The sequence below is a fragment of the Chryseomicrobium aureum genome (genome assembly GCF_043182735.1).
GTDB classification, from domain to species: Bacteria; Bacillota; Bacilli; order Bacillales_A; family Planococcaceae; genus Chryseomicrobium; species Chryseomicrobium aureum.
On record NZ_CP171117.1, the window covers coordinates 1010968 to 1023573 of the forward strand.

12 protein-coding genes are annotated in these 12606 nt (G+C 42.3%); all 12 read left to right on the forward strand.

The genetic code is table 11. The features are described from left to right. Window positions 1–39 precede the first annotated feature (39 nt). The 12 genes from ftsA (at window position 40) to ACF3OH_RS05505 (ending at window position 12524) form a co-directional block, all read left to right on the forward strand. Window positions 40–1335, forward strand: coding sequence for a cell division protein FtsA (gene ftsA / locus ACF3OH_RS05450; protein WP_392456160.1), 1296 nt, complete (start codon window positions 40–42; stop codon window positions 1333–1335). A 32-nt stretch (window positions 1336–1367) separates the two neighbouring features. Beyond that, window positions 1368–2519 carry a cell division protein FtsZ gene (gene ftsZ, locus ACF3OH_RS05455; RefSeq protein WP_204588983.1) on the forward strand — a complete coding sequence of 384 codons (1152 nt, stop codon included), beginning with the start codon at window positions 1368–1370 and terminating at the stop codon, window positions 2517–2519. 592 nt (window positions 2520–3111) lie between these two features. Beyond that, the gene (locus ACF3OH_RS05460) at window positions 3112–3774 is read left to right on the forward strand and encodes a YggS family pyridoxal phosphate-dependent enzyme (protein ID WP_392456164.1); all 663 of its coding nucleotides are present in this window, start codon (window positions 3112–3114) and stop codon (window positions 3772–3774) included. Between the two features lie 4 nt (window positions 3775–3778). Further along, window positions 3779–4234 (forward strand): cell division protein SepF, encoded by a 456-nt coding sequence (locus ACF3OH_RS05465; protein ID WP_204588986.1) that lies wholly within the window; start codon window positions 3779–3781, stop codon window positions 4232–4234. 19 nt (window positions 4235–4253) lie between these two features. Then, window positions 4254–4523 (forward strand): YggT family protein, encoded by a 270-nt coding sequence (locus tag ACF3OH_RS05470; RefSeq protein ID WP_204588987.1) that lies wholly within the window; start codon window positions 4254–4256, stop codon window positions 4521–4523. Between the two features lie 66 nt (window positions 4524–4589). Next, window positions 4590–5375 carry an RNA-binding protein gene (locus ACF3OH_RS05475; RefSeq protein ID WP_392456167.1) on the forward strand — a complete coding sequence of 262 codons (786 nt, stop codon included), beginning with the start codon at window positions 4590–4592 and terminating at the stop codon, window positions 5373–5375. An 81-nt stretch (window positions 5376–5456) separates the two neighbouring features. Next, entirely contained in the window at window positions 5457–5966 is a 510-nt protein-coding gene (locus ACF3OH_RS05480; protein WP_204588989.1) for a DivIVA domain-containing protein, read from the forward strand. 290 nt (window positions 5967–6256) lie between these two features. After that, the gene (gene ileS / locus ACF3OH_RS05485; protein WP_392456170.1) at window positions 6257–9010 is read left to right on the forward strand and encodes an isoleucine--tRNA ligase; all 2754 of its coding nucleotides are present in this window, start codon (window positions 6257–6259) and stop codon (window positions 9008–9010) included. A gap of 79 nt (window positions 9011–9089) precedes the next feature. Beyond that, the gene (lspA, locus tag ACF3OH_RS05490; RefSeq protein ID WP_204589368.1) at window positions 9090–9581 is read left to right on the forward strand and encodes a signal peptidase II; all 492 of its coding nucleotides are present in this window, start codon (window positions 9090–9092) and stop codon (window positions 9579–9581) included. After that, window positions 9578–10486, forward strand: coding sequence for an RluA family pseudouridine synthase (locus ACF3OH_RS05495; protein WP_392456173.1), 909 nt, complete (start codon window positions 9578–9580; stop codon window positions 10484–10486). Before lspA ends, ACF3OH_RS05495 begins: the two co-directional genes overlap by 4 nt. 205 nt (window positions 10487–10691) lie before the next feature. Next, window positions 10692–11228 (forward strand): bifunctional pyr operon transcriptional regulator/uracil phosphoribosyltransferase PyrR, encoded by a 537-nt coding sequence (gene pyrR / locus ACF3OH_RS05500; RefSeq protein ID WP_392456175.1) that lies wholly within the window; start codon window positions 10692–10694, stop codon window positions 11226–11228. A 15-nt stretch (window positions 11229–11243) separates the two neighbouring features. Continuing rightward, window positions 11244–12524: a solute carrier family 23 protein gene (locus tag ACF3OH_RS05505; RefSeq protein WP_392456178.1), complete on the forward strand. Its 1281-nt coding sequence runs from the start codon at window positions 11244–11246 to the stop codon at window positions 12522–12524. Window positions 12525–12606 lie beyond the last annotated feature (82 nt).

Consider the following 12606-nt stretch of genomic DNA (forward strand, 5'->3'; position numbering starts at 1 on the left):
AAAATGAGAAGTATATACCTTTTTAGGAGGTGCCACATAGTGAATTCATCAGAATTATACGTATCACTGGACATTGGTTCATCATCAATTAAAGTGGTAATCGGAGAAATCAATAATCAAATTATTCATATTATCGGAGTAGGTAACGCAAAATCGACGGGTATCCGTAAAGGAGCCATCGTAGATATCGATGCCACAGTACAATCCATTAAAAAAGCAGTACAAGAAGCCGAACGTATGGCAGGGATGGAAATACGTGAAGTCGTACTAGGGATTCCAGCGAGTCAAGCATCCATTCACCATGTGAAAGGTGTCGTGGCTGTCCAGTCGGAAGACAAAGAAGTAACAGGAAAAGATTTAGAGCGCGTGCTCGACTCAGCGAAAGTGATGTCGATTCCACCAGAGCGAGAATACCTGAACATTATTCCCGTGCAATACGTGTTAGACGGAGTAGAGGAAATAAGCGACCCACGAGGTATGATTGGTACACGCCTTGAAGTCGATGCCAACATGATCACAACATCTAAGACAATTTTACATAATCTCCTGCGTTGCGTAGAGCGTGCAGGTCTTCAGATTCGTGACATTTACTTACAGCCATTAGCAGCTGGTCAATTTGCGCTCTCAGAAGATGAGCGTAATCATGGCACTGCTTATATCGATATCGGTGGTGGAGCGACAACGATTGCGGTATTCCGTGATGGACACTTGACGCACACATCTACTATTCCTGTCGGTGGCGATCATATGACCAAAGATTTGAGCATTGTTTTAAAGACACCAACGGAACATGCTGAAGAAATCAAACGTCATTATGGACATGCATTTTATGATGATGCTTCTGAAGATGAACTGTTTGAAGTTCCAGTCATTGGAGCAGATATGCGTGAACAATATTCTCAGAAATACATCTCTGAAATTATTGGTGTTCGACTTGAAGAGCTTTTTGAGATGATAATGGAAGAACTTTACCGCATCGGTGTACGCGACTTACCAGGTGGTATTGTACTGAGTGGTGGCGTTTCTAAGCTCGAAGGATTAGCCCAACTTGCACGCCACGTACTACAGACACGTGTACGTATTTACACGCCAGATTATATTGGCGTGCGAGAGCCGCAATTCTCTACTGCGATTGGACTTATCCAATACATTTATAAAGAGGATTTATATTATGGTTTGTCGAATACTACATCAAGTGCAGTAGCTGCTCGTCATGACACAGCTACCCTGTCCAAGCCAAAACAAAAAGCAAAACCGAAAAAAACAGAAGATCAAGAGCCAAAAGAAAGTGGCATGACAAAAATCAAACAATTTTTCGACCGGTTCTTTGAATAAAAAACCGGCAATCTACTATAGGAGGCAATTGCATGTTACATTTTGAAACGAATGATGAATCTTTAGCAATTATCAAAGTAATTGGAGTCGGTGGCGGCGGAAACAACGCGGTTAACCGCATGATTGAACACGGTGTACAAGGTGTAGACTTTATTGCCGTGAATACAGATGCACAAGCATTAAATATGTCAAAAGCACCAGTGAAACTGCAAATTGGTGGAAAATTGACACGTGGTCTTGGTGCAGGTGCAAACCCAGAAGTCGGTCGTAAAGCTGCAGAAGAAAGCAAAGAGCAAATCGAAGAAGCACTTCGTGGAGCAGACATGGTATTCGTTACTGCTGGAATGGGTGGCGGAACGGGTACGGGTGCTGCACCTGTTATTGCTCAAATCGCAAAAGAACTAGGCGCATTAACAGTAGGTGTTGTGACACGTCCATTTACATTCGAGGGTCGCAAACGCTCAACTCAGGCCGTTGGCGGAATCTCTATGATGAAAGAAGCAGTTGATACGCTGATTGTCATTCCAAATGATCGTCTACTTGAAATCGTAGATAAAAATACACCGATGCTTGAAGCTTTCCGTGAAGCGGATAACGTTCTTCGTCAAGGTGTACAAGGTATTTCAGACTTGATTGCTGTCCCAGGACTTATCAACTTAGACTTTGCAGATGTAAAAACAATTATGTCCAATAAAGGATCTGCGTTAATGGGTATCGGGATTGCTTCCGGGGAGAACCGCGCAGCAGAAGCAGCTAAAAAAGCAATTTCAAGTCCACTTCTTGAAACGTCCATCGACGGAGCAAAAGGTGTGTTGATGAATATTACAGGTGGATCGAACTTGTCCCTATTTGAAGTGCAAGAAGCTGCAGATATCGTGGCAAGTGCTTCTGATGAGGAAGTCAACATGATTTTCGGTTCTGTAATTAATGATGATTTAGAAGACCAAATCGTTGTAACAGTGATTGCAACTGGTTTTAATGAGGAGATTCTCACACAACGTCAGCCACGTATGGCAGGCGGTGGTATGAAGCGCCCTGCAGCAACTCCTGCGCCTCAAGCAGCACCACAACGTGAAACACGTTATGAAGAAGAGCCAGTGCAAGAACGTCCGCAACAGCCTTCATTTAAGGAAGAAGACGCTTTAGACATTCCGACTTTCTTACGAAACCGTAATCGTCGATAATAAGTTTAAGGTATATACAAATCAGTACTTTTTCTTGGTTTATCCGAGAAAAAGTACTGATTTTTTTGTCGTGAAAAGAGATGGATTTACGCCTACTCTGACATGTTTTGCACCATCAAGAATTTACCAACAGTCTCCGCTTTGGACAATCGGAGCCGTGATTTGTGCTATCTGTTGTCTACCAATCGGCCGCAGTACTCTGTTGTCCCATCACACAAAAAAGTGCGTACGTGAAATTCACATTGGCTCCTTGCGCGTACAAGCATTTTGGGATAGCGGAAATCTATGTACAGAGCCTATTTCATTCCTACCTGTACACTTTATCCGTCAAGAACTACTTGATCAATATCCGTCATTGTTTATCCCAACAAACCGTCGTGTAGCGGCATCTAGCATATCTGATACAGAATTCTTCACACTCGTAAAACCTGCAAAGCCACTCTATTGTCATGGCAAACCTCTAGGAAATTGATAACTGTACATGAAATCTCTTCCGTTGATTCTGATTTCATCTTTGTCAACCGTACGAGCATTGATTAAACGCTTCTAGATTGGTACAATTAACAAAACACTAAGTAAAGTTGGGTACCGTATGATACAGCAGCAACTTAAAAACATTCAATCACTAATAGAACAAGCAAAACAAACGCCTGCTCATCAAGTTGAAATCATTGCCGTGACGAAACAATTATCTGTCGAACAAACACGAATCGTTCTTGATGCTGGCCTACAGCATTTAGGTGAGAACCGACCTCAAGGTTTTTTACCAAAAGTGGAAGCGTTTGGACACGAACCAGTTTGGCACTTTATAGGCTCACTACAGACTCGTAAAGTACGAGATGTCATTGACCATATTGATTTCTTGCATTCACTTGATCGAATGAGTTTGGCGCAAGAAATCCAAAAACGTGCTACAAAACCTGTGAAATGTTTTATTCAAGTCAACGTTTCCGGTGAGGACTCGAAACATGGATTAGCGGTAAAGGATGTTCGGGACTTTATAGAACAAGTTAAACCAATGGATAAAATGGAGTTGGTCGGCTTAATGACCATGGCACCGCTAGAAGCGAGTCGTGAAGAAATTAAACAACAGTTCCATCAATTGCGTCTGCTTCGTGATGAACTTCGAGAAAATCTTGGACCTGAATTTAAAGAGTTATCTATGGGGATGTCAGGCGATTACGAACTAGCCGTTGAAGAAGGTGCAACCTTTATCAGAATAGGAACAGCACTAGTAGGAAGTTTAAAGGAGTGAGACGATGAAAAAATGGTTCAATTCATTTTTTTTACTGGATGAAGAAGAAGAGCAAGATATGCAACAGACAAAACAAAAAGAACAACCAGCAGCACAACCGAAACAACAACCTGTGAAATCTGTGAGAGAACGTAAAATCTCAAGTGCTCCACAAACTTCACCTCAACTAGTGAGTATTCAAAATGTACAAAAATCTTCAAAAGTGATTTTAATTGAACCGCGTGTTTATGCGGAAGCGCAAGACATCTCAGAACATTTAAAAGGCAAACGGGCAGTTATTGTGAACTTGCAACGAATTGATAAGGAGCAAGGAATCAGAATCATCGACTTTTTAAGCGGAACAGTGTACGCTTTAGGTGGAGATATACAGCGTATTGGCACAGATATATTCCTGTGTGCACCAGATACCATAGAAGTAGACGGAGCTATATCTGACTACTATTATGATGAACATCAATAAGTAAGGAGAATTGCCTTTCATGTCAGTTGCATTTTTAGTTTCAATTTTATATTCAGTCATGAATATTTACCTTTTCATGATTCTTGGCTACATCATCATGTCTTGGATTCCAAGTTTACAACAGTCTGCAATCGGAAATTTTTTAGCTGCAGTTGTTGAACCATACTTGTCAATCTTCCGCCGTATCATTCCACCAATTGGAATGATTGATCTATCACCGATTATTGCAATTTTCGCTTTACAGATTGCGTTTCGAGGATTAACTCAAGTACTATACTGGATTTTCTAATAAGCAAAGATGCGCCCCACGAGCTATAAAGCCGTGGGGCGATTTTTCAATGAGGAGAGAACACCTATGGACAGCATCTTCCAGCATTTTCGAAAAGAAGAACAACCATTTATTGAAGCCATGATTAGCCTGACACGCGATGTCGAGGACCGCTATGCGCCAAAACTGACAGATTTTCTTGATCCTCGTCAACGCTTTATCGTTGAAACGCTTTATCGTCAACGAGACTTGATAGGGTTCACATTTGGTGGATTTGATGGTGCAGAAAGACAACGTATGCTCGTTGCGCCATCGTATTACGAAGCAGCACTAGAAGATGCACAAATTCAATTAGTGAAAGTATCCTATCCGATTAAATTCGTAACATTAAATCATTCCGATGTTCTCGGATCATTGATGTCGCTGGGACTTGACCGTTCAAAATTTGGTGACATCCGGTTGCAAGATGGACTTGTTCAAATTGCTGTCGCAGCTGAAATCGTTGATTACGTAAAAACAAACTTAACGTCTATTGGAAAAGTAAAAGTCCAAGTTGAAGATCTCTCTTCAGATGAAGTTGTCTTTATCGAACCGGAAACATATGTCGACGAACTACATATCGTGAGTTCCATGCGATTGGATACAGTTTTGGCGTCCGCTTGGTCGATTTCTAGACAAAAGGCCGCTGCATTTATTAAAGGTGGCAAAGTGAAAGTCAATTGGTCGGTAGTTGAAGATATCGCGTTTCAAGTGAACGAATCGGATATGGTTTCACTCCGAACATTCGGTCGTTTCCAGGTAGGATTGATTGAGGGACGTACAAAAAAAGAAAAAATTCGCTTACAACTCGCGAAGCTCGAGCAAAAAAGTTGAATTTTTATGAAATTGTACTGATTTCCTAGTCCGTGAACGGTATAATACTAGATAGCCATACTTGATAAAGGAGCTGTAAATATGCCATTAACACCTTTAGATATTAACCAAAAAGTCTTCAGCAAATCATTTCGTGGGTATAGTGAAGATGAGGTCAACGAATTTCTAGAGCAAGTAATGAAAGACTTCGAAACACTGATCCGTGAAAAGAAAGAGTTAGAAGCACAATTGAAATCTACTACAGAGCGTGTCGGTCATTTTACAACAATTGAGACGACGCTTCAAAAATCTATCGTCGTTGCTCAAGAAGCGGCTGAAGAAGTACGACGCAACTCGCAAAAAGAAGCGAAACTCATTGTCAAAGAAGCTGAGAAGAACGCAGATCGTATTTTAAATGAATCGTTAACAAAAGCGCGTAAAATCGCTCTTGAAATCGAGGAGCTAAAAAAGCAATCTAAAGTGTTTAGAAACCGCTTCAAGATGCTAGTGGAAGCGCAACTTGAGTTGATCAATACAGATGACTGGGACCACTTGATGGAAACAGATGTTGATACAACGTCGCTTGAGCGCATCACAGCTGAAGAAGTTTGACGTCTTGACGATACATACAACACTCTTTATAATTAGCACATAGAAAAAAGGCACTGACAAAGACGGCAGTTTTAAAAAGAAAACAAGCGATTCAGGGATAGTGAGAGCCTGGACGGACCTTTAAAACAATGCCCATCACTTTTGAGCCGGACTAGACAACTAGTCCCGTTCGACCACGTTACGGTCATCTAAGTGGCAGAGCAATCTGCAATTAGGGTGGTACCGCGATGATCTTCGTCCCTTTCCAAGGGGCGGAGATTTTTTGTTTGTCAAAAAAAGGAGAGATAACTATGGATTATAAATCAACGTTACGCATGCCAAAAACAGACTTCCCCATGCGTGGAGGTCTTCCAACGAAAGAACCTCAAATCCAAGAAATGTGGAAAGAAAAAGAAATCTATGCCAAAAATTTAGAGCGCACAAAAGACCGTCCAAAATTCATTTTGCACGATGGCCCTCCTTACGCGAACGGAGATTTACACATCGGTCACGCATTGAATAAGGTATTAAAGGACATGATTGTACGTTATAAATCGATGTCTGGCTTCCAAGCGCCATATGTTCCAGGTTGGGACACGCATGGTCTACCAATTGAACAAGCGTTAACAAATAAAGGTGTAAAGCGCAAAGAAATGACAGTTGCTGAGTTCCGTAAACTCTGTGAAGAGTATGCATATGAGCAAATCAATAACCAGCGTGAGCAGTTCAAGCGCATCGGTGTGACAGGTGATTGGGATAATCCATATGTGACACTAGAGCCGAAATTTGAAGCACGACAAATCCAAGTCTTCGGTGAAATGGCGAAAAAAGGCTATATCTATAAAGGATTGAAACCCGTTTATTGGTCACCTTCATCAGAATCGGCACTCGCTGAAGCGGAAATTGAATACAAAGACAAGAAATCACCTTCAATCTATGTGAGTTTCGAAGTGACGGATGGTAAAGGAGTTTTAGATGCAGGCGTTCGCTTCATCATTTGGACGACGACACCTTGGACAATCCCTGCAAACCTGGGAATCTCTGTTCATCCTGACTTCACGTATGTACAAGTACGTGTGAACGAAAAATCATTTGTCATCGCAAAAGACTTGTTAGAAGAAGTGAGCAAAGAGCTTGGATGGGAAGCCTATGAGGTCGAGCAAACTTTCGAAGGAAAACAATTCGACCGCATTGTTGCGAAACACCCACTCTATGACCGCGAGTCACTCGTTATGCTTGGCGAACACGTGACGACTGAGTCTGGTACAGGCTGTGTTCATACAGCACCAGGACACGGGGAAGATGACTTCCACGTAGGAAAACAATATGGTTTAGACGTATTGTGTCCAGTAGACGATCGTGGTGTCATGACAGCAGAAGCTCCAGGATTTGAAGGGTTGTTCTATGACGAAGCAAATAAGCCGATTACGCAAGCTTTAGACGAAGCGGGCGCTTTAGAGAAACTAACATTCTTCACGCATTCGTATCCACATGACTGGCGTACAAAAAAACCCGTCATCTACCGTGCGACAACCCAATGGTTTGCATCTGTTGAAGCATTCCGCGGTGAGTTGTTACAAGCAATTCGTGATACTAAGTTCACACCGGCATGGGGTGAGACTCGTTTATTCAACATGATTCGTGATCGAGGCGACTGGAATATTTCTCGTCAGCGTGTATGGGGTGTTCCAATTCCAGTGTTTTACGCTGAAAACGGAGAGCCAATCATCGAAGAGCAAACAATCCAATACGTTTCAGAATTATTTAGAGAACATGGCTCTAACATCTGGTTCGAGTGGGACACAAAAGATTTATTACCAGCAGGCTACACGCATGAGGCTAGTCCAAATGGAAAGTTTACGAAAGAGCTAGATATCATGGACGTTTGGTTTGACTCTGGTTCTACACACCAAGGTGTGTTGGCAGAACGTGAAGACCTACAGTTCCCAGCAGATCTTTACTTAGAAGGGTCAGATCAATACCGTGGATGGTTCAACTCTTCATTAATCACTAGTGTGGCGATGTTTGGACATGCACCATATAAAGGACTTCTAAGCCACGGATTCGTTTTAGACGGTGAAGGGCGTAAGATGAGTAAATCGATTGGGAATGTCATCATCCCAGCGAAAGTAATGAATCAGCTAGGTGCAGATATCCTTCGTTTATGGGTAGCATCTGTTGACTACACGGCAGATGTGCGTGTATCAGATGCGATCTTGAAACAAGTATCTGAAGTGTACCGAAAAATCCGGAACACATTGCGCTTTTTACACGGAAATGTGCACGACTTCAATCCGCAAACTGACCGTGTAGCTGTTGAAAACATGCGTGAAGTAGATCAGTATATGTATGCAAAATTACAACAGATGATTCAAACAGTGATAACTTCTTATGAAAACTATGAGTTCTCGACGGTTTATCACACAATCAACAACTTCGTGTCAACAGAACTAAGTGCATTCTACTTAGATTTAGCAAAAGACGTTGTGTATATCTACGAACAAGACCATAAAGACCGCCGTGCAATGCAAACAGTGATGTACGATGCACTTGTTGCACTAGTGAAACTATTAACGCCTGTTCTTCCGCATACAACAGATGAGCTATGGGGCTATATGGACTTTGAACAGCAAGAAAGTGTGCAGTTGACAGATATGCCACAAGCACAAGAAGTGCCAGGAGCCGAGGAACTTGTTGCGAAATGGGAAAAAGTTCTCGATGTGCGTGATGATGTGTTAAAGGCACTTGAAATGGCACGTGCAGAAAAGCAAATCGGGAAGTCACTCGAAGCACACGTTCAACTATTCGTAAAAGACAGCGTGAAGGACTTGTTCATGGACGATTCCATCGATTATGCACAACTGTTCATCGTATCTGGTTTCACACTTGCTGGAACGACTGAACAAGCTCCAGACGGGGCTGTACAGCTAGATCATTCAGCTGTTGTGGTTTCTGCTGCTGAAGGTGAAAAATGTGAACGTTGCTGGACGATTTCAGAAACAGTTGGTCAACATGCAGATCATCCGACACTATGTGCTCGCTGCGCTGAAGTTGTTTCAAAGTAATACACTACCTCTCCTTGACGGGAGAGGTTTTTTCATGCATCGAGGCGACTTAAAATGTGGTACACTTAACTACATGTAAATGGAGGGTTTGACTGTGTGGATTTTTTATTTAATCGCAATCATCATCATTGGTGTTGACCAATGGACAAAATGGCTCGTCGTAAAAAATATGGAGCTTGGCGAACGTATCTCAGTTGCTGACCCATACCTTGGTCTGTTATCTCACCGTAACCGAGGAGCGGCATGGGGGATATTAGAAGGCCAAATGTGGATATTTTATATTATTACAACCATTGTTGTGATCGGAATCGTTTACTATTTTCATACGCATGCAAAAAATCAGCCATTGTTCCAACTTGGCTTGATGGTTTTATTAGGCGGCGCAATCGGGAATTTTATTGACCGACTGTTTCGTGGGGAGGTAGTGGACTTTGTTGATGTCCTCATCCCCCTCATCAACTATGACTTCCCGATATTCAATGTTGCAGATGCAGCACTTACAGTTGGGGTAGTCCTTATATTTATTTTTATCCTTTTGGATGAAAGAAAGCAGAAAAAGGTGAAGAAATGAAAGAAATCGAAGTAATCATTACAAGAGAACAAAATAGAGAGCGTTTAGATAAGCTTTTGTTGCCGGTTGAAGCTGATTGGTCTCGAACACAGATTCAAAACTTGATGAAACAAGAATTAATTTTAGTCAATGGCGAAGCTGTAAAGTCAAATTACAAGGCATCCGAAGGTGATGTTATTACCATAAAGATTCCAGACCCGGAAGTATACGATATTGAGGCAGAAGATTTACAACTCGAAATCGTTTATGAAGATGCAGATGTTGCTGTCATCAACAAACCTAAAGGGATGGTCGTCCATCCGGCTCCAGGGCACTTGACTGGAACACTCGTTAACGGTTTAATGCACCAGATCAAGGATTTATCTGGAATCAATGGTATTATGCGTCCTGGAATCGTCCACCGTATTGACAAAGACACAAGTGGACTACTCATGGTTGCAAAAAATGACAAAGCTCACCAATCACTCGTTGATCAATTGGTAGCAAAATCCGTTACACGCAAATATACAGCACTTGTGCATGGTCATATTGCACATGACAAAGGAACAGTAGACGCACCAATTGGACGTGATACGCGAGATCGTCAGAGTATGAATGTAGTCGATAAAGGGAAGCACGCTGTGACCCACTTTGAAGTAAGAGAACGTTTTGGCGCATATACGTTAGTAGAGTGCCGATTAGAGACTGGACGTACACATCAAATCCGAGTGCACATGAAATTTATCGGGCACCCACTTGTAGGAGACCCAAAATACGGACAGAAGAAAACAATGGATATCGGTGGTCAAGCGCTTCATGCAGGAGTTTTAGGCTTTATCCATCCTAGTTCTGGCGAGTACTTGGAGTTTGAAGTGCCACTACCAGAACCATTTGAACAATTATTATCTGAATTAAAGAAAAACTAGCCATCTGTCACTTTGTAGTGTACACTGACTAAGATAACTAAATAAGGGTCCTTTAAAGACAGTCCAGAGAGGCTGAAAAGGCATACGGCTTCAAATGCACATGAAAACTGCGGTTTTCTGTCATTTGATACATTTTGCTATGCATAGTCAACCTCTTAAGCGCTGCTTAAGAGGTTTTTTTGTACCCAAAAGGAGGAAAAACGACATGGAAAAAGCAGTTTTACTCGATGACCAAGCGATACGGCGCGCTTTAACTCGCATCGCTCATGAGATCATTGAACGCAATAAAGGAATAGATGACTGCGTACTTGTTGGAATCAAAACACGAGGTGCATTCATTGCTAAGCGACTTGCAGAGCGCATCGCAGCCATTGAAGGGAAAGACATTCAAACAGGCGAACTTGATATCACATTGTATAGAGATGACCTCACCGTGAAAACGGATGATCAACAACCGCTCGTGAAACTAGTAGATATTCAACATGATGTGACAAATAAAAAAATCATCTTAGTCGATGATGTTCTCTATACTGGCCGTACAGTTCGCGCAGCAATGGATGCCATTATGGATGTTGGTAGACCCTCTCAAATTCAGCTGGCTGTTCTTGTTGACCGAGGTCATCGTGAGCTGCCGATACGGGCAGATTATGTTGGAAAGAACATCCCCACTTCAAGTGAAGAACGCATCGTCGTTCGAATGATAGAAAGTGACCAAGAAGACCGCGTACTTATCACGGAATAGAAAAGAGGAACTACGGTGTCAAAAAAAATTGGGATTCATGAACGACCAGTACTTCACAAATGGATAGTGTTAAGCCTGCAACATATGTTTGCGATGTTTGGCGCAACAATCCTGGTGCCAAAGCTTGTGGGCCTTAGTCCAGCAATCGCACTACTGACAAGCGGAATTGCAACAATCATCTTTATTCTTGTAACACGTTTTCAAGTGCCAGCCTATCTTGGTTCTTCGTTTGCCTTCATAGCACCCATTTTACTCGCAACATCTACAGGTGGTATTGGCAGTGCGATGATTGGTGCGATGTTCGTATCCCTTGTCTATGCGCTAACGGCTCTTGTTATCTGGAAAACAGGTCATCAGTGGATAATGAAAGTGTTACCACCGATTGTTGTCGGACCGGTAATTATGGTCATTGGACTCGCGCTGGCACCTGTAGCTGTGGACATGGCCATGAACATCGATACAAACGGAGATGGTCTCCGCGATACCTACAGTATGCTGCATTTTTCGGCAGCATTAGTGACACTAGCTACAGCGATTATCGTACAGCTTTTCTTCCGTGGTTTGCTTGCTCTGATGCCAGTAATTATAGGAATTATCGTAGGATACATCTATTCCGTCATCATCGGAATTGTCGACTTCACAGTAGTAAAGTCAGCAAAATTCTTTCAAGTGCCTGAATTCTTACTACCAGGGATTGATTATGAATTTACTATCACCTCTCAACTCTTGTGGATCATGGTGCCGATTTCAATCGTAACTATCTCGGAACATATTGGTCATCAGTTGGTTTTAGGGAAAATTGTCAATCGCAATTATATCGAAAATCCAGGTTTGCATCGTTCACTGATTGGAGATGGGCTCGGGACTTTTGTAAGTGCGCTGATCGGGGGACCACCAAAGACGACATACGGTGAAAATATTGGAGTCCTTGCCCTGACGCGTGTGTTTAGTGTAGCCGTAATTCTTCTCGCAGCAGTATTCGCAATCATCTTTAGCTTTTTAGGACAGTTGATGGCCGTCATTGACACAATTCCAGCACCGGTACTTGGTGGAATATCCATTCTGTTGTTTGGGATCATTGCTTCTTCTGGACTAAGAATGTTGGTGGAGAGTCAAGTAGACTTCGGCGATTCACGTAACTTAATCATTTCATCGGTCATCTTGATCATCGGAATCGGCGGAGCAATGGTGAAGTTTTCAGAGGTCTTCCATATTGAAGGAATGGCACTCGCTTCAATCGTAGGTGTACTATTGAATCTACTCTTACCAAAATCACCACCCAAAACTGAATCATAACCTTTTAATTTCATCCGAGAGGTGAGAAAGGGACGGGAAGAACCACGGGTCTGTAGACTGCGTGTCTTTCCACATACCCTTT

Coding starts and splice junctions, on each gene's coding strand:
- ACF3OH_RS05460 (WP_392456164.1), top strand. CDS start 3,112: ATGATACAGCAGCAACTTAAAAACATTCAATCACTAATAGAACAAGCA.
- ACF3OH_RS05495 (WP_392456173.1), top strand. CDS start 9,578: ATGAAAGAAATCGAAGTAATCATTACAAGAGAACAAAATAGAGAGCGT.
- ACF3OH_RS05475 (WP_392456167.1), top strand. CDS start 4,590: ATGGACAGCATCTTCCAGCATTTTCGAAAAGAAGAACAACCATTTATT.
- ileS (WP_392456170.1), top strand. CDS start 6,257: ATGGATTATAAATCAACGTTACGCATGCCAAAAACAGACTTCCCCATG.
- ACF3OH_RS05480 (WP_204588989.1), top strand. CDS start 5,457: ATGCCATTAACACCTTTAGATATTAACCAAAAAGTCTTCAGCAAATCA.
- ACF3OH_RS05470 (WP_204588987.1), top strand. CDS start 4,254: ATGTCAGTTGCATTTTTAGTTTCAATTTTATATTCAGTCATGAATATT.
- ACF3OH_RS05465 (WP_204588986.1), top strand. CDS start 3,779: ATGAAAAAATGGTTCAATTCATTTTTTTTACTGGATGAAGAAGAAGAG.
- ftsZ (WP_204588983.1), top strand. CDS start 1,368: ATGTTACATTTTGAAACGAATGATGAATCTTTAGCAATTATCAAAGTA.
- lspA (WP_204589368.1), top strand. CDS start 9,090: ATGGAGGGTTTGACTGTGTGGATTTTTTATTTAATCGCAATCATCATC.
- pyrR (WP_392456175.1), top strand. CDS start 10,692: ATGGAAAAAGCAGTTTTACTCGATGACCAAGCGATACGGCGCGCTTTA.